Raw genomic sequence first — 19,813 nt, forward strand, 5'->3', positions numbered from 1 at the left:
GAATTATGGGGGAACAGTCGGAAATACTCAGCTCCAAGAAAGAATTTGCCTTCGCATCCAGTACGATCTTAGCTCAAGTAGGGCGAGGTATTATTGTCGGATTAGTCGTAGGAATTATTGTAGGATCATTTCGATTTTTGATCGAAAAAGGCTTTCATATCGTTCAAGGATTTTATCAAGACCAAGAGAATCTGATACGGAATCTATTGATTATTTTATTGTTTTATATCCTCATTTGGTTACTTAGTGCCAAATTAACACGTTCAGAAAAAGATATCAAAGGTTCTGGTATTCCTCAAGTTGAAGCGGAGTTAAAAGGTCTCATGTCTCTCAACTGGTGGAGTGTCCTCTGGAAGAAATACATTCTAGGTATCTTGGCCATTGCGAGTGGGCTCATGCTCGGTCGTGAAGGTCCCAGTATTCAGCTAGGTGCCGTTGGAGGAAAAGGAATTGCTAAATGGCTCAAGTCTAGCCCTGTTGAGGAGCGTTCTTTGATTGCTAGCGGAGCTGCTGCTGGACTTGCTGCAGCCTTTAATGCACCGATTGCGGGGTTATTATTTGTAGTAGAAGAAGTCTATCACCATTTTTCACGATTCTTCTGGGTTTCTACCTTGGCAGCCAGTCTGGTAGCAAACTTCGTCTCTCTTCTCATCTTCGGCTTAACACCTGTTTTGGATATGCCGGATGATATCCCTCTTATGAGTCTTAGTCAATATTGGATTTATCTGGTGATGGGAATTTTTCTTGGGCTCTCAGGTTTTCTTTATGAAAAAACCGTTCTGAATGTCGGAAAAGTTTATGATTGGATTGGCCAAAAGGTTCATATTGATAAAGCTTATCATCCGATTTTTGCTTTTATCCTGATTATTCCAGTTGGAATATTTCTACCTCAAATACTTGGTGGAGGCAATCAGGTTGTCTTATCCTTAACAGAACAAGATTATAGCTTCCAAATTCTCTTACTTTACTTTATCATTCGCTTTATCTGGAGCATGATTAGTTACGGAAGTGGACTGCCAGGAGGTATTTTCTTACCTATTTTAGCTTTAGGTTCTTTACTTGGTGCCCTAGTAGGTGTTATTTGTGTCAATCTTGGACTTATTAGTCAGCAGCAATTTCCTATCTTTGTTATCCTTGGAATGAGTGGTTATTTTGGGGCTATCTCAAAAGCACCTTTGACAGCTATGATACTTGTGACAGAAATGGTTGGTGACATCCGCAATCTCATGCCTTTAGGTATGGTGACACTAGTTGCCTACATCGTCATGGATTTGCTCAAAGGGGCACCTGTCTATGAAGCCATGTTGGAGAAAATGCTACCTGAATCAGCAACTGATGATGGAGAAGTTACTCTAATAGAAATCCCAGTATCAGATAAAATAGCTGGTAAACAAGTACACGAACTCAATTTACCACACAATGTGCTTATCACAACCCAAGTACATAATGGTAAAAGTAAAACAGTTAATGGATCTACAAGAATGTATCTAGGTGATATGATTCATCTCGTGATTCCAAAAAGTGAAATTGGAAAAGTAAAAGATTTGCTATTATAGAAGCCTTTGTTTACATAATTTATCTTACGTAACTCAATAATTAAATAAAAAGATTTTGCAGTTAAATTTATAGATTCTAAGAAATTGAAATGATTTTAAACAAAACTCGGTCTCTAGATGATGAGATCGAGTTTTTATATTATATTCGAATAGACTGAAGAAGATTAGAAATTTTAAAACTATAAGTTCAATGAAGCAATGAATTACCAAATTTTAAGCGGTTTTTCCATTATATAGCTTACTAAGACAATCCTATATGTCCCCTACAACATCTTTCCGAAAAACTATAATTTTCTTGAAAAATATAACTAGCTATGCTATACTACTAGTATAGAATATTTGGAGAAAAACATGAAACGCGAGACTTTATTAGAACGGATTGATAGACTTAAACAAGTCATGCCTTGGTACGTCTTAGAATATTACCAATCAAAACTGGCCGTTCCATATAGTTTTACGACCTTGTACGAATACTTAAAGGAATACGATCGATTTTTCAACTGGGTCTTGGAATCTGGTATATCAGATGCTGACACTATGGCCAATATTCCCTTAGACGTTCTGGAGCACATGACCAAGAAAGACATGGAATCCTTTATTCTTTACTTACGTGAACGTCCTTTGCTTAATGCTAATACAACTAAAAATGGTGTCTCCCAAACAACCATTAACCGTACTTTATCAGCTCTTTCTAGTCTTTATAAGTATTTAACTGAGGAAGTTGAAAACGAGCAAGGGGAACCTTATTTCTACCGTAACGTCATGAAGAAGGTTGCTACTAAGAAAAAGAAAGAAACCTTGGCGGCCAGAGCTGAAAATATCAAACAAAAGCTCTTTTTAGGGGATGAAACGGAAGGTTTTCTTAACTACATCGACCAGGAGTACCCGCAAACACTCTCAAATCGCGCCTTATCTTCCTTTAATAAGAATAAAGAGCGAGATTTAGCCATCATTGCACTGCTTCTTGCCTCTGGTGTCCGTCTCTCTGAGGCGGTTAACCTGGATCTTCGTGATCTCAACCTCAAAATGATGGTGATTGATGTTACTCGTAAGGGTGGAAAACGCGACTCGGTCAATGTTGCTGCCTTTGCTAAGCCTTATTTGGAGCAATATCTTGCTATTCGCGACAAACGCTATAAGACAGAAAAGAATGATACAGCTCTCTTTCTAACTATGTATAGAGGTGTTCCAAACCGCATCGATGCTTCTAGTGTTGAAAAAATGGTAGCCAAGTATTCAGAAGACTTCAAAGTCCGCGTGACGCCCCATAAATTACGCCACACTCTTGCGACTCGCCTCTATGATGCAACCAAATCCCAAGTTTTGGTCAGCCACCAGCTAGGACATGCTAGCACACAAGTTACCGATTTGTATACCCATATCGTTAATGAAGAGCAAAAGAATGCCTTAGATAGTTTGTAACATAATATAAATTATGTTACAATTGAAAAAGAAGTTGGTAAAGTCCAACTTCTTTTTTCTTTATTCAACAACTGCTTCAGCAATTTCTTCAGCAGTAATCCCTGCGAAGTAACGGCCTAAGTTAATGGTTTGAAGGGCTTTAAGAACATCTTCACGTTCGTATTTAACACCACGAAGGACATCTTCTACTGCTGCAACATCTTCGATACCAAAGAAGTCACCGTAAATCTTAATGTCTTGAATTTTTGATTCAATGACGTTAGCAAAGATTTCAACCTTACCACTTGGGAATTTAGTTCCACGACGGACATTGTATTTAGGTGATTTCCCATAGTTCCAGTCCCAAGTTCCAAACTTAGTTTCTTTGATACGATTGATTTCAGCCAATTCTTCATCTGAAAATACATATTCTGTCATTTCAGGATATTCTTTCTTCATGTATTCCAAAAGTAGATCACGGAATTCTTCTACGGTGATTTTTTCTGGCAATTCATCTACGATATTGGTTACACGTGCGCGAACTGATTTAACACCTTTAGACTCAAATTTGTCCTTAGATACTTTGAGGGCATTAGCAAGGACTGACAAATCCACGTCAAAGAGAAGACAACCATGGTGCATGATACGACCATTGATATAGGCTTGTGCATTTCCACAGAATTTCTTGCCATCAATCTCAAGGTCGTTACGGCCAGTGAACTCAGCTTTAACACCGAGTTCAGCTAAGGTATTGATAACTGGAGTAGAGAAGCTCTTGAAGTCAAAGGCCTTGTTTTCATCTTCTTTTGAAATAATGGTGTAGTTAAGGTTATTCAAATCATGGTAAACAGCCCCACCACCACTGATACGGCGCACTACTTCAATTCCGTGTTCACGAACATAGTCACGGTTAATTTCTTCAATCGTATTTTGGTGACGTCCTACAATGATAGATGGTTTGTTGATCCAAAGAAGGAAGATTTGATCCTCGTCCAAAAGATGTTTAAAAGCATATTCCTCTAAAGCAATATTAAAGGCAGTGTCATTTGAATGATTGATAATGTATTTCATAGTATTTCCAAAAATCTAGTTTTTAAATTCTGTTCATAACAATCCAATTTTCTAAAGTGGTAAAAAGAAATGTAACGATAACACGTTACATTTCTCGGAAAAATTGAGACAAGAGGCTCAATTTTTAGACATGGAACTCTAATAGAGGTCGCTGCCGTCCGTACTACTTTAAGAAAATTTAGTTGAAAAACTTATTTATTTTTTCTTAGGTGAATGGATAGCCATTCCAAGAACATCAGCAAATGCTTCGTACATAACTTCAGAGTATGTTGGGTGACCGTGGATTGTCTTAAGCATTTCTTCAACAGTGATTTCCATTTCGATGATACTTGACGCTTCGTTGATCAACTCTGCAGCAGCAGGACCAATGATATGAACACCAAGGATTTCACCATATTTCTTATCGGCAATGACTTTAACAAATCCTTGAGCAGCATCTGATGCAATGGCACGTCCGTTTGCAGCAAAGTTGAATTTACCGATTTGGACATCGTATTTCTCACGAGCTTGTTCTTCAGTCAAACCGACTGCTGCTACTTCTGGAAGTGTGTAAATAGCTGCAGGAGTCAAGTTCAATTTGGCAACAGCGTGGTTTCCTTTAAGGGCGTTTTCAGCAGCTACTTCACCCATACGGAAGGCAGCGTGAGCCAACATCTTAGTACCGTTGATATCACCTGGTGCATAAATACCAGGAACAGAAGTTTCCATGTACTCGTTAACCTTGATACGACCACGGTCTAACTCAAACTCAACTTCTCCGATTCCTTCAAGATCTGGAACACGACCGATTGAAAGAAGGGCTTTGTTTGCGATGACATCATCTTTTCCTTCAACCTTGATACGAAGTTTGCCATCTTCTTCAATGATTTCTTGAAGTTTAGTACCTGTCAAGATAGTCATACCTTTGCGTTCAAGAATCAAGCGAAGATTCTTAGATACTTCCGCATCCATTGCTGGGACAATGCGATCCATCATTTCGATAACAGTAACTTTTGAACCAAATGTCATGAAGGCTTGACCAAGCTCAATACCGACAACTCCACCACCAATGATAACGAGGCTTTCTGGTACTTCATTCATTTCAAGGATATCGTCACTAGTCATAACAAGTGATGATTCCATTCCAGGAACGTTAATCTTGCTTACTTTTGAACCACCAGCAAGAATAATCTTCTTAGTTTCAAGCAATTCAGAACCATTTACCAAGACATTTTTATCTTTAGTAATAGTACCGATACCCTTATGAACATCAACTCCATAGCTACGAAGAAGTCCTGCAACACCACCTACAAGGGTATTGACAACTTTAGATTTTGTTTCTAAAAGTTTGTCCATATCAACTGTGAAATTAGGATTTTCAATTACGATACCACGATTTGCTGCATGACCGATATTTTCGATAATTTCGGCGTTGTGAAGGTAAGTCTTAGTTGGGATACATCCACGGTTCAAACAAGTTCCACCAAGTTCAGATTTCTCAACAAGAGCAACCTTACCACCTAATTGAGCTGCTTTAATGGCAGAAACATAACCAGCAGGTCCACCACCAATAACAACGATATCATAAGCATCATCGCTCTTACCATCATCGTTCGAAGCACTTGCTGCAGGTGCTGGGCTAGCTTCTGGTGCAGCTGCTCCAGCTGATGGGATGTTTTCCCCTTCCTCACCAAGATAACCGATAACTTCAGTAACAGGAACAGTCTCGCCGTCCCCTTTCAGGATAGCGATCAAGTAACCGTCTTCTTCTGCTTCCAATTCCATGCTGACTTTGTCAGTCATGATTTCCAAAAGGATTTCTCCTTCTTTTACAAATTCTCCGACTTTTTTATTCCATTGGACGATTTGTCCTTCTGTCATATCCACGCCGGCTTTTGGCATAATTACTTCTAAGGCCATATCTTACTTCCTTTATCTATATTTCTAAAAATAAATTCTCTAAACCAACATTGAGATTGGGTTTTCAATTAAAGCTTTCAAGTCTTTCATAAACTTAGCACCAGCCATACCATCTACGACACGGTGGTCGATTGTTAAACCAAGACTCATAATTGGACGAATCACGATTTCACCATTTACTACAACAGGTTTCTCAATTGTTGAGCTGACCCCAAGGATTGCTGAGTTCGGTTGGTTAATGATTGGACCAAATGATTGAACACCAAACATTCCCAAGTTACTGATGGTGAAGGTTGAATTTTGCAATTCGCTAGGAGCTAGTTTACCATCCAAGGTACGTCCGATAACATCTTTGAAGGCAACTACCAACTCAGACAAGCTCATTTTTTCAGCATTGTAGACAACTGGGGTCATCAAACCATTATCCATACCAACAGCCATCGCAAGGTTTACATAGTTGTGAGTGATAATTGTCTTACCATCTTCAGTTAATGACGCATTGATGTATGGGTGTTTCATAAGAGTCTTAACAACTGCAAGTGAAAGCAAGTCTGTAACAGTGATTTTCTTACCAGTTGCTTCCATGATTGGATCAAGAACTTTCTTACGAAGTGCAAGCATTTCAGACATATCGACATCGTAGTTAAGTGTAAAGGTTGGTGCAGTCAAGTAAGATTCGACCATACGTTGAGCAATAATCTTACGCATTGGTGTCATTGGAATACGTTCGATTTCACCGTAAGGTGTTAAATTATCTGGAACTTCTTCCACTTTTTCAATCTGAGAAGGTGACTTGATTGTTTCGTTCTCGATATTTTCAGGAAGGAATGCCAAAACATCCTTCTTCATAATCTTACCACGGTGACCAGTTCCTTGAATTTCTTGCCAAGCAATATTATGCTCTAATGCAATTCGTTTTGCGAGTGGTGAAATGCGAACCACGTTAGTGTCTTTATATGTTTCCACATCTTCTTTGTGGACACGACCGTTTGCGCCTGAGCCAGAAATGTCATAGAGATTAATTCCTAAATCATCTGCTAATTTTCTAGCTGCAGGAGTCGCTCTTAGCTTATCATCAGCCATGACCTCTCCTATTCTATACTAAGATATTAAGGACGAAGAGGACAATGAAAAAATAGGAGATTGACGATGTGTTCGATGAACACAAGGAAATCTATTTTTTTTCACAGACCTCCGTCCGAATTCAATTACATGATGCAAAGGGCGTTAAAAGTCAAAGTGAAAATAGGAAACTTGACGAAGAGACTTTAGTTTCTAGGAAAGTTTATCTTTTTCACACAGACTTTAGCCCGTGCTCTAATCTAAGATACTAAGGACGTAGAGAACTTTGCATCTATAGATACAAAGCTTCTCGTCTGATTAATTTGTTTACATAATTTATTTTATGTATTATTGTTTGTTGTGAGTTTTACGGATTGCATCTTTGATGCTTTCAACTGTTGGAATCATTGCATTTTCAAGATTTTGTGCGTATGGCATCGGTACATCTTCCCCTGCGCAGCGACGAATTGGCGCATCCAAGTAATCAAATGCTTCTGATTCAGAAATGATAGCTGAGATTTCTCCGATAAATCCACTAGTCTTGTGGGCATCATTGACGAGAACTACTTTTCCTGTTTTCTTGACAGAGTTAATAATAATCTCTTTATCAAGTGGAACCAAAGTACGTGGGTCAACCACCTCTACTGAGATCCCTTCTTCTGCTAATTCTTCAGCTGCTTGCATAACACGTCGTAGCATTTTACCGTATGTTACGACAGTTACATCAGTTCCTTCACGTTTAATTTCACCAACACCAAGCGGAATTGTATAGTCAGGATCTACTGGTACTTCACCTTTTTGGTTGAATTCTGATTTGTATTCAAGAATGATAACAGGGTTGTTGTCACGGATAGAAGACTTAAGAAGCCCCTTCATATCAGCTGGTGTACCTGGAGCAACAACCTTCAATCCAGGGATGTGAGTGAACCAAGATTCCAATGATTGTGAGTGCTGAGCTGCAGAACCTACTCCGTTACCAGCGGCACAGCGGATTGTAATCGGCACTTGACCTTTACCGCCAAACATGTAACGAGTTTTAGCTGCTTGGTTGACGATATTATCCATGGCAATAACAGAAAAGTCCATGAAAGTCATGTCAACGATTGGACGAAGTCCTGTCATGGCTGCACCAGCAGCTGCACCTGAGATAGCAGCTTCAGAAATCGGACAGTCACGAACACGTTCTGGTCCAAATTCTTCAAGCATACCTACAGATGTACCAAAGTCTCCACCAAAAACTCCGACATCTTCACCCATCAAAAGCACATTTTCGTCGCGACGCATTTCCTCAGACATTGCAAGGATAATGGTATCGCGGAAAGACATTAATTTAGTTTCCATATTTCTCTACCTCTCCTTAGTCTGCGTAAATATCTTCAAAAGCTGATTCTAGTGGAGGGAATGGACTTTCTTCTGCAAACTTAACAGATGCTTCCACTGCTTCCTTAACTTGCGCTTGAATTTCTTCAAGTTCTTCTGCACTTGCAATCTTGTTCTCAACAAGGTACTTGCGAAGATTTTCGATTGGATCTTTTTCCTTCCACTCATCGACTTCTTCACGTGTACGATATTTACCAGGGTCTGATGATGAGTGACCAAGCCAACGATAGGTTACACTTTCGATCAAGACAGGACCTTTACCAGAACGAACATGGTCAACTGCTTTTTTAAATCCTTCGTAGACATCGATAACATTGTTACCGTCTTCGATAAACATTCCAGGAATACCGTAAGCAGCACTACGCTCATGGATATGCTTGACATTAGTCATTTTCTTAATATCGGCAGAGATTCCATAACCGTTATTGATACAGTAGAAAATTACCGGAAGATTCCAAATTGAAGCCATATTAACAGCTTCGTGGAATACACCTTCATTAGTCGCTCCATCACCAAAGAAGCAGACAACGATTTTACCAGTGTTTTTCATTTGTTGAGTAAGGGCAGCCCCTACTGCGATTCCCATACCACCACCAACAATACCGTTGGCACCAAGGTTACCTGCATCAAGGTCGGCGATGTGCATAGATCCACCTTTACCTTTACAAGTTCCCGTATATTTACCAAGGATCTCAGCCATCATACCATTGAGGTCGATTCCTTTAGCAATGGCTTGTCCGTGACCACGGTGGTTCGATGTTATGAGGTCGTCTTCGTTTAGAGCTAACATAGCCCCAACGTTAGCAGCTTCCTCACCAACAGAAAAGTGCGTCATACCGGGCACTTTTCCTTTTTTTACTAATTGAGCAATTTTTAAATCCATACGACGAATTTCTTCCATCTTACGGAACATCTCAAGCAAAAGACTTTTATCTAAAGTTGACATAATCTTGCCTTTCTAAGTTTAATTTCTTATAGTTCTATTCTAACTTATAGGTTAACTAGAGTCAAAGATTATGCTTGATAATTTTTCACAATATAGAAAAAGAAAAGCCAATGAAATCAAGACTTTTCTTTACATAAAATAACTATTTCACAAACTGTTTTTCCAGTTTTTTTCATCAAATTATTTGAATTTTTTCATAATAACTTGTAAACGCCACTGATAAAGAATTCCACTAATCACCAGACTAACAATTAAACCAATCCAATAAGAATAGGCACCTAATCCTGTCCAGTAATCTAAGACTATTCCCAGTGGAATAGCTACGCCCCAGTATCCGAGAAGACCAAGACAAAAAGGAACAATCGTATCCTTGTAACCTCTTAAAATTCCTTGTAAAGGTGCCGCAAAGGTATCAGCTAACTGGAAGAACAAGCTATAGGTCATAAAAGATGCTGTCAGTTGGATAAATTCTGAATCTTGACCATATAGTCTGGCTACATTTTCACGATAAATGTAGAGAAAACTAAGTGTTAAAACCGCAAACACCATAGCTGTTAAACGACCAATATGGATATACTGTTTTGCATCGTCTAACCGTTTAGCTCCTACCTCATAAGAAATCACAATGGCCATGGCAGTTGAAATACTCATAGGAAAAGCATACATCAGATTTGAAAAGTTCATAGCTGACTGATGACTGGCAATAATAAGTGATGAGAATTTCGCCATAATCAAGCCGACTACTGAAAAAATAGCTACTTCCGCAAAGACAGTTCCTCCGATTGGTAACCCAAGACGAATAGCTTCTTTGATTTTTTCTATTCGCAAGGGCATTGGTACTTCTAGATGATATTCCTTAAGCTTTTTATGCTTTAACAAGACTAAGATAGAAATCAATAACAAAGCCCAATAGGCAAGTGAGGTACCAAGACCTGCTCCTGCACCTCCAAGTTCAGGCACTCCAAATGCACCATAAATCAATACATAGTTGAAACCACTATTAAAAGGAAGCAAGAGGAGCATGAGATACATAGATAATTTTGTTAATCCGAGTGTATCAAGTAGAGAACGTATCACACTGAAAAGTAAGAGCGGGATAATACCAATAGCTAGTAGCCACAAATAACGGGTTGTTACACTTGCTACAGCTGTCTCTAATCCCATATATCCCAAAATGACTGGTACTAAAAAGAAGACTAGTATAAAAAGAATAAGGGATAAGGCTAATGATAGATAAATAAATTGATAAAAATCCGAAGAAACTTCTTTCTTTTTTCCTTGTCCCAGATGGTGTCCGATAATTGGTACTAAGGCTGATACAATCCCTGTCAGAAAGGTGAAAAAAGGATTCCATAAGCTTGTAGCTATTGAAACACCTGCTAGATCCAGTGTATTATACTGCCCCGTCATTGTTGTATCAACAAAGGAAGCTGAATAATTAGCAAATTGGTAAATCAATATCGGAAAGAATATTTTTAAAAATAAGATGATTTTGTCTTTAATAGTTTCTGTTGTATGCATACCTACTCTTTCTACTCCTTTTCATCCAAGCCAAAAAGCTTTAAGCCGTATTTTTTCAAGCTTAATGGCGGACTACTAACTTTTGATGTCGTGTGCCAACAATTACAAGTGTTGCAATAATAACTCCTAACCAAGCCACCATTATCATAGTCTACGGCGTGGTCAGCTTTTTCCTTGGTTTCATACTGAATTTTAGCACGGTTTGCGGCTGGACAATATACTCCATGGCAAGCATTTCGTTTACGATTTCTAAGTTTACGAAAATAATTCATCCTCAAGCTCCTAATCCGCTTGATAAACGATTTGGCCCTTACAGATGGTGTATTTGACCTGGCCTTTTAAGGTTTCACCGATAAATGGTGAATTAGATGATTTAGAAGCAAAATGTGATCCTATGATCCGGTCTGCCTTAGCGTCAAAAATGGTAATGTCTGCAGGTCCATTTTCAGACAAATAACCTGCTTCAAAATTATAAAGTTTTGCTGGATTATAGGTCATTTTTTCTAGCAATTGCATTAAACTCAACTCGCCAGCTTCCACCAAATAGGTTAAACCTAGTGACAAAGAAGTTTCCAAGCCTGTCATACCTGATGGCGCTTTGGTAATATCCTCAACATTTTTCTCGTCAGCATGGTGAGGCGCGTGGTCAGTAGCAATGACAGAAATGACTCCAGATTTTAAACCTTCAATAACTGCACGTCGGTCTGATTCCAAACGAAGAGGTGGATTCATCTTAGCGTTACTTCCTTTAGTCAAAAGCAGAGCTTCAGTCTTAGAAAAATGCTGGGGTGCAACTTCTGCAGTTACGTTTGCTCCCATATTTTGAGCAAACTCTACAACTTTAACACTTTCTTCCTTAGACAAATGCTGGATATGAACATGAGCCTTAGTTGCATATGCTATCATAACATCACGCGCAATCATGGCGTATTCTGCTACTCCTGTCGCACCGCAAATATGGAAGTGTTCTTTAGCGATATTTTCATTAAAACCGAGAACTCCATTCAAGCCAGGATCTTCCTCGTGTAAGCTAATAAAGGTGTTAAGTTTTTTAGCCTCTTCCATAGCTTCCTTGACCACTTTACTGCTTTCAAGCGGAATGCCGTCATCAGAAAAACCTACAGCTCCAGCCTCTAAAAGCGCCTTAAAGTCTGTCAAATCTTTGCCTTTAAAGTTCTTGGTAATTGTTGCTACAGATTTAACGTTGATCTTTTCTTTTGCCGCAGATTGAAGAACTTCCTGCAAAGTCTCAACATCTGAGATAGTTGGATTGGTATTAGCCATCATAACGACAGTTGTAAATCCACCTGCAGCTGCTGCTAGTGCTCCTGTATGAATGTCTTCTTTATGAGTCTGACCCGGTTCACGGAAATGGACATGGATATCCACCAAACCAGGCCCAACTACAAGACCAGTAGCATCTATTACTTGAGCACCTTCTTCCTGGATTTCAGGAGCGATTTGAATGATTTTCCCTTCATCAACCAAAACATCACAAACTTGATCCAAACCAGACTTTGGATCCATCACACGGCCGTTTTTGATTACTAACATAACTATACTCCTTTATTCGTAGAAATCCACTTGGGTATCCAATAACTTATCACCATCATAGACAAACTTGGCTGAAAAGAAGGGTTTATCTTCTAAAAGCCACTCGACAAAGGTATGGTCACCTTCCCAGGTCGGTTTGCTTAAAACTTCATCGTAAGGAACCCATTCTAAGGTCCCTTCGTTACAGTCAATCAAATCACCCTCAAACTCTGTCACCTTAAAAACATAGGTGTACCAGTCTAAATCTGGTGTAAATTCTGGAAAAGTGATAACGCCTTTTAGAACTGGCTTGGCTTTGAGCCCTGTTTCTTCAAGGATTTCTCGCGCAGCGCATTCTTGAGGAGTCTCTCCTCTCTCTAGCTTCCCACCAACACCAATCCATTTCCCTTCATGGACATCATTGGGTTTCTTATTACGGTGGAGCATGAGCAGTTCTTTTCCGTTATCAATGTAGCAAATCGTCGCTAACTGAGGCATATTTTCTCCTTATCTAAGCCAATTGATTGGCTCTTGTCCTGTCTCTTTTAAGAATGCATTTGCCTTGGAAAAAGGCTTGGAACCCCAAAATCCTCTATAAACAGATAAAGGACTGGGATGGGCTGATTCGATAATCAAGTGGTGAGGATTGGTAACCAAGACCTTCTTCTTACGTGCATAAGCGCCCCAAAGTACAAAGACCACTGGTCTATCTAGATGATTGACCACCTGAATCACAGCATCTGTAAAGGGCTCCCATATTTGACCCGCATGACCATTGGCCTGACCAGCAGGAACAGTCAAGCAAGCATTGAGAAGCAAGACACCTTGCTCAGCCCAAGCCGTCAAATCATGGGATTTCTTAACTCCTATATCATCTGACAATTCTTTCAAGATATTTTGCAAGGATGGCGGAGCTGGGATAGAGTCAGGAACAGAAAAACTCAAGCCCTGCGCTTGACCTGGCCCGTGATAGGGGTCTTGCCCTAGAATCACTACCTTAACCTCTTCCAGAGGAGTTGTCAAGAGAGCCTGAAAAACCTTTTCCTTAGGTGGATAAACAGTTCCCTGAGCATAGACCTGCTCCATAAACTGATTGATTTTCGCAAAATAACCCTCAGGTAATTGCTCCTTAATCAATGCATGCCAAGACGAGTGTTCCATAGCCGACTCCTTCGTTTTTACTGCCTCTATTATAGCAAAAAGTGGCTATCTAAACCACTTTTTACAGTTTATCTAAGCAATCCAGCAAGTCTTGGTAAGAATGGACTTCGTAGGTTGGCTGGGCTTGTGTGGGATTTTCGAGGTGATGAGGATTGTACCAGATCGTGTCAATCCCAGCATTATTACCACCTTGAATGTCGGCGGTTAGGGAATCTCCAATCATCAGCGTCTCTTCTTTACTAAAACCTTCAATCTGATGACCAATTTTTTCATAAAAGAGAGCATCAGGCTTTTGAGTTTGCAGCTGTTCAGAGATAAAAACTTGATTGAAATAGGGTGCCAGACCCGATTGAGCCAAACGACCTGTCTGAATGGCAGTAATCCCATTTGTCGCAGCATACAGCTCATAATCACGCTCGATAAGGCTGTCCAAGAGTTCATGAGCGCCTGAAAGAGTTTGTCCCTGTTGGGCTAGGTAAAATTGGTAACGTTGGGCAAGAAAACTACCGTCTTTTTCCTGTCCAAAATGACCAAATAAACGAGAAAAGCGCGTGTTAACCAGCTCCTGTTTACTGATTTTCTTCAGCTCCAATTCCTTCCAGAGAGCCTTGTTCATAGGAACGTAATAGTCTTTATAAGCCTGAACATCTGCAACTCCTTCTTCTTTTAGAAGTTGCGTCAAAGCCACATCCTCAGCAGCATCAAAATCAAGCAAGGTGTGGTCAAGGTCGAAGAGTAGAAATTTGTAGGACAATTTGAGAGTTTTCCTTTCTAAGGAGATAAAATAGTCTCATGAACCTTCAAAACAGGAAAAGAGACAAAGTCCAAGTAATTATTTTATTTTCTTCTTTCACACAGATAATTTATTTAACAAGTCTCATTAAATTTATTTTTTATCTAGCTGATTTTCCTTTGCAACGACAAATTCCTTAACCAATCGATAGATAACAGCAAATATCGGTGTAAAGAATATCATCCCAAGTAAGCCAAAGAGATTGCCTCCAATACTAGCAGCCGCAAGCGTGAAAATAGCTGGTAAACCAATAGACTGACCTACAACTTTTGGATAGATAAGATTTCCCTCAATCAGTTGTATGATTTGATAAAGAACAATAGAAAGTAAGGCTTGACTTGGACTTACTGTAAAGATAAAAATCGCTCCCAGAATACAAGCAATCATAGGACCAACATAAGGAATGAAAGACAGTACTCCTGCAAATATACCTGTCATTACCCCATAAGGTAGTCCAAACAGGCTGTAGCCAACCGCTATCATAACTCCTATGATGACTGCTTCAATCAGCTGACTCATCAAAAATTGGTCATAAGTCTCTAGTGCTACTTGTCCAATGTAAGTTAACTTTGTCACCACTTTCTCTGGAAATATAACTTTTAGAAGTCGACTCGTCATCACTGCCAGATGTTCCTTACTGGATAAAAATGAAAAGGTAAATACTATAATCAGAAAGGCATTCATTATACTTGAAAAAATATTTCCTATATTACTAGTCAGACCGGATAAGAAGGCTATCAAAGCTTGACTAATAGAGCTAGACTGTCCCTGAATTCCTGATACGATAGTTGACAGCGTGTCTTTGGTTACAAATTCCGAGCTGTCTAGTAGTTTACCAAGTTGAGTCAGGACTGTTGAAAGGACTGTTCCCAGCTGACTAATAGTCTGAGCAAGGGTTGGAAGCACCAAAACCAAAAGACAGATCACGATTAAGATAAGAGATAGGAAAACAAGCACCATAGCAATCGGACGACGCAACCCTGCCTTTACCTTCATTTTAACTAGGAATTCTTCAATTTTTTTCATGGGAACATTGAGCACAAAAGCAATAACAGCACCATAAATCAAGGTAGAAGTTACTTCAAAGAGAGATACTGCCCCTGATATAAAGCTTGATGCATTCAGAATTACAAGAGTAACCAGCCCTATAAAAAGTATTAATGGGGTGTATTTTTTTACTAAATTCATAAATTCTCCTTAATAAACATGTTTAGATACGACTATACTATTTGGTTTTTCAAACTCTCGGTCAAGGTAAGCTTGGTAAGTTCCTGGTGCGATAAATCCTTTGGGTGAGAGGATATCTGTTCCAGCCTGACCGACTATGGTATCTGCCAAGAGCACACAATTTGTGGATAAGACAAAGTAGGATTTAAACTTAGATTTGATAAATTTATAAAGTTCCCCATCCGTCTCATGTCTGATTTTATAAGCGTAGGTGTAGTCTTCCTTACCATCACCTGTCGTGATTTTATCCGCACTTGGCTCCCATGGAATCGTCAGTTGTTTCAATTCAGTCAACATTTTTTGAATTGCTTTTTCCATTTCAGGTGTCAAATCTATTCCGTAACCAAAAAGTGTTTTTTGACTCTCACGTTTACATAGATCAATGTACTTATCGCGGTCACAGAAATATAAGACACCATCTCCTACCATACCAAATAAGGTCTCAGATGACGGATCATAGTTGCCATAAGAAATAACACGGCCCTGATAGCAGATATCCACATGACCAATAGCTGAAAACAGGGAGGTCTCAGCTGTATGAACAAAAATTTCTAGCTCTGCTGTCTTACCAGACTTCACTATTCCAAGATGGATATCTTCTTCCTCATCAGCATTTTCCAGCATAAATTTGTTAATTTTTGCTAAAGTTCTTGCAGGGATGAGAGCGGCTAGGACAATAGGTAAGCTAATTCTAATGCGACGTTTGAGATGGTTTTTCCCAATTTCCCCTTCAAATAAGAAACCGTCACGGATATTGGACAGACCATAAAGGAAAAAATAAGCCCCTAAAACAAAGAGTTGAAAGACAGAATTTCCCGTAGAGGACAAAAGACTAGCTCCACCAAGAAAAACTAGTAGAATACCATCTAGTAAGAGACGAAAACGAGGTCGAATATTATTTTTACGGTAGAGAACATAGGTGACAAGATTAATCGTGGCCCTAAAAATCTGATAAACTCCAATCACAAGAGCCAGAACATAAATCGGTATATCAGTCGCAAGATTAGAACCTAGCAAATATCCCAGCACTAACAATTTAACCAGTGCAACTCCCAAGGTATCCGTTGACTGGCTTTTTTTGAAAACTCTTAATAGCAAATCTACGACCGTTGCTATCCAAGCTAAAAACAGAACCAGGCGAATAACTGTTACTGGCAACCAAGTCCCCGTGACCATCAAGATGAGACCTAGCAGAACAAACAAGAACCCCTGAGCAAGTAATTTCTTACCTGTCAGACCTAAAGATAGAATTTTTTCCATTTTAATACACTCTCTATAATTATTTGATTTCCTTTATTGTATCATTTCGAAAAGTAGAAATTTGTAGGACAATTTGGTGTTTTCCTTTCTAGGTACTTAATAGATTAGTTTATTTCTTCTTTTTCTTAGTTTTATTCATCAACATACCAACTACAACTGGAGTAACCACACTTCCAACTTGTCCAACAACTTTAAGTATCTTTTTTGCTTCATCTATTTTTTTGTTTCTACACGATTCGCACTTATTGTGCTTATAACTTAATGGTAAATCCCTAGTACATGTCTTGCATTTTTTTATTTCTTTCATTCCAGCACCTCTGTCTCAATATAATCTGGTTTATTTGGCAATTTCATTATAGAAGTTTCAATTTTTGGCAATTCTTTTGTCCAGTAATTTGTAGGCGAAGGATCAAGTAAATCAAGTCTCTCTACTAATTCTTGAGAACTGAGATAAGTTTCGTTAATAAATTTACCAAAGTAATCCAAACTTTTTTGAGCAGCTTTTTTCTCGCCCAACTCATTATAAGCTATTGCTGCTGATAGTGAAACGATATTTACAGCTGCTAATCCATCTCTAATCTCATTCATACGAGCTTCTATTTTATCTGGTTTATCACCTTTTAATAACTTACCCCAGGTAGAATCTGGTTGTTCTTTAATAAAATTTACATTAGATTTTTGACTAAGCATTAGAAGGTTTCGACTATCTTCTGCATCTGAAATAACTTGCAGTAACATCATTGTTCTAATGTTTGGATCTGATATCTCTCTAGCCTGCAAGAGTTTCTGTTGACAACTATAGGCTATGGCAAGTCTATCTGACTCCTGTCCTTTTCTAACGTCCTCAATAGCAAATTGTACATTTTGAATCTCTTCTGCAATCTGTGCCATTTGAATTTGCGACGAATAATCAGCTAACGCTTTATTTAATTCTGGTGTCAATTTAACAGATTTCAATGGTACATTTCCGATGACTTTATTAGTATTAGTATCTACTAATACCGCCAAGAGAGAGCCATCTTTCTTTGTCATTAATTTTAACACTCCTTGAGCAATTTGTTCCCGTTGTTCTGGAGAAAGAATTGCCTGAAAAACCTCTTCAGGTATACTAGATTGGACAACATGGATAAAGGCTGGAGCAGAATATAACATTTTTTCTACTTCAGATAAGATTTTATTTGCATTTTTGGCTAAAGGTTGGGCTATTTCTGGTAACTTATTAAAAAACGATGAGGGTTTTAGTTCATAACCATCAATATCAAGAATATCGAAGTCATCTTCTCCAAAAAATAAAGCTTCATCCATAAATTACTACCTCATTATGTTTAAATTATTAGAAATATTATACCATATTAAACAAAATTATGATTTTGATTTTTCTTTAATATTATTTATCCAATCATTTTTACTGGAATCTAACATAGAATAACACTATCCTATACAATTGACATCCCAAATCTTTCAGAATAGAACAATCCTAACGATCGAATCCTCTATTTTCCTAAATATCCCTGTAATTCTAGGCCTAGAATTCCTATAAACTAAATGTTTTTGTACTATTCTAAGCCATTGATTGCCTTAAATTTTAATTTTTGAAGAATTCTAAAGCTAGAATAGTCCCATCACAATCAGTTTTGAGTGATTCACAATTTAGAAACACTATGATTCTACTCCTTTTACATTAAAAAGGAACTGCCCAAAGCAATCCCCTCTAATTCCACCTTATGCACCAGAAATGAACCCTATTGAACAAGTCTGGAAAGAAATTCGAAAACGAGGCTTTAAAAATAAGGCTTTCCAAACATTAGAAGTCGTCATTGATAAGCTTCAAGAAGTTATTCAAGGACTGGAAAAAACCGTTTTAAAGTCCACTGTCAGCAGACAATGGACTAGGTTGCTTTTTGAAAATAATTGAGTATGAGTATAACTTGCCCCAAAGTCTAGTAAAAAACAAAAGGCCTTTTTCAATTACTCCCTACTTGAAAAGCTCCTTTAACAGAAAAGGAGCTATCTTGTATTTTACTGGTGTACAGCTTGTGCTGCTGTGATTAGTGTAAGTTTGAAGACGTCATCTGAGTTACATCCACGAGAAAGGTCATTAACTGGTTTGTTCAAACCTTGCAATACTGGACCAACTGCTGCAAAGCCACCGAGACGTTCTGCCATCTTGTAGCCAATATTTCCTGCTTCGATACCTGGGAAGATAAAGACGTTTGCTTGTCCAGCAACCTTGCTTCCTGGTGCCTTAAGAGCAGCTGTTTCTGGAACGAAGGCAGCATCAAATTGCAATTCCCCATCAATTTCAAGGTCAGGACGAAGATCATGAGCAATCTTAGTTGCTTCAACAACTTTATCTACGCTTTCACCAAAACCAGAACCTTTAGTTGAATAGCTTAGCATAGCAATTTTTGGTTCGATACCGAACATTTTAGCTGTAATTGCAGAGTTAATCGCAATCTCTGCCAAAGCTTCAGCATCAGGATTGATATTGATGGCACAGTCACCAAAGAGGTAACGTTCAGTACCACGAACCATGAGGAAGGCACCTGAAGTACGGCTAACATTCGGACGAGTCTTGATAATTTGAAGAGCTGGGCGAACAGTTGCCGCAGTAGAGTGAATAGCTCCTGAAACCATACCATCGACTAAGCCCATGTATACCAACATAACACCAAAATAGTTAACGTCATTGATGAGCACTTCTCTCGCTTCCTCTTCAGTCATTTTTCCTTTACGACGTTCTACAAGTGATGCTACCATTTCTTCAAATTGAGGATAATGTGCTGGGTCAATTACTTCATAACCATCCATGATTCCTTCAATTTCAAGATAGATTTTAATTTTATCAGGATTTCCTAGTAGGACAGGGATAACTTCTGTTTCTTTTACGATGCGTTTTGTTGCTTGAAGAATACGTGGTTCTTCACCTTCAGGCAAGACAATACGTGCATTTTTACCAACTAGGTTGGCTTTTAAACTTTCAAAAACTTCCATGAGTTTTTA

The 19,813-nt window shown here is 38.7% G+C and carries 18 protein-coding genes and 1 pseudogene; 3 read left to right on the top strand and 16 right to left on the bottom strand.

Annotated features, from left to right (window positions below):
• Nucleotides 1-5 precede the first annotated feature (5 nt).
• On the top strand, nt 6-1,556 hold the full coding sequence (locus M1R56_RS00840; protein ID WP_248034238.1) for a ClC family H(+)/Cl(-) exchange transporter: 1,551 nt from the start codon (nt 6-8) through the stop codon (nt 1,554-1,556).
• A 351-nt stretch (nt 1,557-1,907) separates the two neighbouring features.
• Entirely contained in the window at nt 1,908-2,978 is a 1,071-nt protein-coding gene (gene xerS, locus M1R56_RS00845; RefSeq protein ID WP_248034239.1) for a tyrosine recombinase XerS, read from the top strand.
• A 60-nt stretch (nt 2,979-3,038) separates the two neighbouring features.
• Here the strand turns inward: xerS and M1R56_RS00850 are convergent, their stop codons facing one another.
• The 15 genes from M1R56_RS00850 to M1R56_RS00920 form a co-directional block, all read right to left on the bottom strand.
• The gene (locus M1R56_RS00850; protein ID WP_248034240.1) at nt 3,039-4,028 is read right to left on the bottom strand and encodes a lipoate--protein ligase; all 990 of its coding nucleotides are present in this window, start codon (nt 4,026-4,028) and stop codon (nt 3,039-3,041) included.
• 195 nt (nt 4,029-4,223) lie between these two features.
• Entirely contained in the window at nt 4,224-5,927 is a 1,704-nt protein-coding gene (gene lpdA, locus M1R56_RS00855; protein ID WP_248034241.1) for a dihydrolipoyl dehydrogenase, read from the bottom strand.
• 39 nt (nt 5,928-5,966) lie between these two features.
• Nucleotides 5,967-7,010, bottom strand: a complete 1,044-nt coding sequence (locus tag M1R56_RS00860; RefSeq protein ID WP_248034242.1) for a dihydrolipoamide acetyltransferase — start codon at nt 7,008-7,010, stop codon at nt 5,967-5,969.
• A gap of 327 nt (nt 7,011-7,337) precedes the next feature.
• Complete coding sequence (locus M1R56_RS00865; RefSeq protein WP_049548449.1) at nt 7,338-8,330, bottom strand: alpha-ketoacid dehydrogenase subunit beta; 993 nt, start codon at nt 8,328-8,330, stop codon at nt 7,338-7,340.
• A 16-nt stretch (nt 8,331-8,346) separates the two neighbouring features.
• Nucleotides 8,347-9,315 carry a thiamine pyrophosphate-dependent dehydrogenase E1 component subunit alpha gene (locus M1R56_RS00870; RefSeq protein ID WP_248034243.1) on the bottom strand — a complete coding sequence of 323 codons (969 nt, stop codon included), beginning with the start codon at nt 9,313-9,315 and terminating at the stop codon, nt 8,347-8,349.
• A gap of 180 nt (nt 9,316-9,495) precedes the next feature.
• Complete coding sequence (locus tag M1R56_RS00875; RefSeq protein WP_248034244.1) at nt 9,496-10,836, bottom strand: MATE family efflux transporter; 1,341 nt, start codon at nt 10,834-10,836, stop codon at nt 9,496-9,498.
• Nucleotides 10,837-10,847: 11 nt separating this feature from the next.
• The gene (locus tag M1R56_RS00880; protein WP_248034245.1) at nt 10,848-11,108 is read right to left on the bottom strand and encodes a hypothetical protein; all 261 of its coding nucleotides are present in this window, start codon (nt 11,106-11,108) and stop codon (nt 10,848-10,850) included.
• A gap of 10 nt (nt 11,109-11,118) precedes the next feature.
• The gene (locus tag M1R56_RS00885; RefSeq protein ID WP_248034246.1) at nt 11,119-12,390 is read right to left on the bottom strand and encodes a dihydroorotase; all 1,272 of its coding nucleotides are present in this window, start codon (nt 12,388-12,390) and stop codon (nt 11,119-11,121) included.
• A gap of 12 nt (nt 12,391-12,402) precedes the next feature.
• Nucleotides 12,403-12,867: an 8-oxo-dGTP diphosphatase gene (locus M1R56_RS00890; protein WP_001135768.1), complete on the bottom strand. Its 465-nt coding sequence runs from the start codon at nt 12,865-12,867 to the stop codon at nt 12,403-12,405.
• 9 nt (nt 12,868-12,876) lie between these two features.
• On the bottom strand, nt 12,877-13,530 hold the full coding sequence (locus M1R56_RS00895; protein WP_248034247.1) for a uracil-DNA glycosylase: 654 nt from the start codon (nt 13,528-13,530) through the stop codon (nt 12,877-12,879).
• 61 nt (nt 13,531-13,591) lie between these two features.
• Nucleotides 13,592-14,284 carry a YjjG family noncanonical pyrimidine nucleotidase gene (locus M1R56_RS00900; RefSeq protein WP_248034248.1) on the bottom strand — a complete coding sequence of 231 codons (693 nt, stop codon included), beginning with the start codon at nt 14,282-14,284 and terminating at the stop codon, nt 13,592-13,594.
• 132 nt (nt 14,285-14,416) lie between these two features.
• Nucleotides 14,417-15,511, bottom strand: coding sequence for an AI-2E family transporter (locus tag M1R56_RS00905; protein WP_248034249.1), 1,095 nt, complete (start codon nt 15,509-15,511; stop codon nt 14,417-14,419).
• A 9-nt stretch (nt 15,512-15,520) separates the two neighbouring features.
• Nucleotides 15,521-16,810 carry a DUF308 domain-containing protein gene (locus tag M1R56_RS00910; protein ID WP_248034250.1) on the bottom strand — a complete coding sequence of 430 codons (1,290 nt, stop codon included), beginning with the start codon at nt 16,808-16,810 and terminating at the stop codon, nt 15,521-15,523.
• 109 nt (nt 16,811-16,919) lie between these two features.
• Nucleotides 16,920-17,117: a hypothetical protein gene (locus tag M1R56_RS00915; RefSeq protein WP_023942550.1), complete on the bottom strand. Its 198-nt coding sequence runs from the start codon at nt 17,115-17,117 to the stop codon at nt 16,920-16,922.
• Entirely contained in the window at nt 17,114-18,115 is a 1,002-nt protein-coding gene (locus M1R56_RS00920) for a hypothetical protein (protein ID WP_248034251.1), read from the bottom strand. The genes M1R56_RS00915 and M1R56_RS00920 overlap by 4 nt, the downstream gene beginning before the upstream one ends.
• 409 nt (nt 18,116-18,524) lie before the next feature.
• On the opposite strand from M1R56_RS00920, the pseudogene M1R56_RS00925 reads away from it, so the two are divergent.
• Nucleotides 18,525-18,725 (top strand): annotated as a pseudogene (locus tag M1R56_RS00925) (transposase); the annotation flags it as partial.
• 104 nt (nt 18,726-18,829) lie between these two features.
• Here the strand turns inward: M1R56_RS00925 and pta are convergent.
• Complete coding sequence (gene pta, locus M1R56_RS00930) at nt 18,830-19,804, bottom strand: phosphate acetyltransferase (protein ID WP_248034252.1); 975 nt, start codon at nt 19,802-19,804, stop codon at nt 18,830-18,832.
• Nucleotides 19,805-19,813 lie beyond the last annotated feature (9 nt).

This window comes from Streptococcus sp. oral taxon 431 (assembly GCF_023115445.1).
GTDB lineage: Bacteria > Bacillota > Bacilli > Lactobacillales > Streptococcaceae > Streptococcus.

Excerpts from the sequence above, each read along its gene's own strand:
- M1R56_RS00840 (WP_248034238.1), top strand. The coding sequence starts at position 6 with ATGGGGGAACAGTCGGAAATACTCAGCTCCAAGAAAGAATTTGCCTTC.
- xerS (WP_248034239.1), top strand. The coding sequence starts at position 1,908 with ATGAAACGCGAGACTTTATTAGAACGGATTGATAGACTTAAACAAGTC.
- M1R56_RS00850 (WP_248034240.1), bottom strand. The coding sequence starts at position 4,028 with ATGAAATACATTATCAATCATTCAAATGACACTGCCTTTAATATTGCT.
- lpdA (WP_248034241.1), bottom strand. The coding sequence starts at position 5,927 with ATGGCCTTAGAAGTAATTATGCCAAAAGCCGGCGTGGATATGACAGAA.
- M1R56_RS00860 (WP_248034242.1), bottom strand. The coding sequence starts at position 7,010 with ATGGCTGATGATAAGCTAAGAGCGACTCCTGCAGCTAGAAAATTAGCA.
- M1R56_RS00865 (WP_049548449.1), bottom strand. The coding sequence starts at position 8,330 with ATGGAAACTAAATTAATGTCTTTCCGCGATACCATTATCCTTGCAATG.
- M1R56_RS00870 (WP_248034243.1), bottom strand. The coding sequence starts at position 9,315 with ATGTCAACTTTAGATAAAAGTCTTTTGCTTGAGATGTTCCGTAAGATG.
- M1R56_RS00875 (WP_248034244.1), bottom strand. The coding sequence starts at position 10,836 with ATGCATACAACAGAAACTATTAAAGACAAAATCATCTTATTTTTAAAA.
- M1R56_RS00880 (WP_248034245.1), bottom strand. The coding sequence starts at position 11,108 with ATGAATTATTTTCGTAAACTTAGAAATCGTAAACGAAATGCTTGCCAT.
- M1R56_RS00885 (WP_248034246.1), bottom strand. The coding sequence starts at position 12,390 with ATGTTAGTAATCAAAAACGGCCGTGTGATGGATCCAAAGTCTGGTTTG.
- M1R56_RS00890 (WP_001135768.1), bottom strand. The coding sequence starts at position 12,867 with ATGCCTCAGTTAGCGACGATTTGCTACATTGATAACGGAAAAGAACTG.
- M1R56_RS00895 (WP_248034247.1), bottom strand. The coding sequence starts at position 13,530 with ATGGAACACTCGTCTTGGCATGCATTGATTAAGGAGCAATTACCTGAG.
- M1R56_RS00905 (WP_248034249.1), bottom strand. The coding sequence starts at position 15,511 with ATGAATTTAGTAAAAAAATACACCCCATTAATACTTTTTATAGGGCTG.
- M1R56_RS00910 (WP_248034250.1), bottom strand. The coding sequence starts at position 16,810 with ATGGAAAAAATTCTATCTTTAGGTCTGACAGGTAAGAAATTACTTGCT.
- M1R56_RS00915 (WP_023942550.1), bottom strand. The coding sequence starts at position 17,117 with ATGAAAGAAATAAAAAAATGCAAGACATGTACTAGGGATTTACCATTA.
- M1R56_RS00920 (WP_248034251.1), bottom strand. The coding sequence starts at position 18,115 with ATGGATGAAGCTTTATTTTTTGGAGAAGATGACTTCGATATTCTTGAT.
- pta (WP_248034252.1), bottom strand. The coding sequence starts at position 19,804 with ATGGAAGTTTTTGAAAGTTTAAAAGCCAACCTAGTTGGTAAAAATGCA.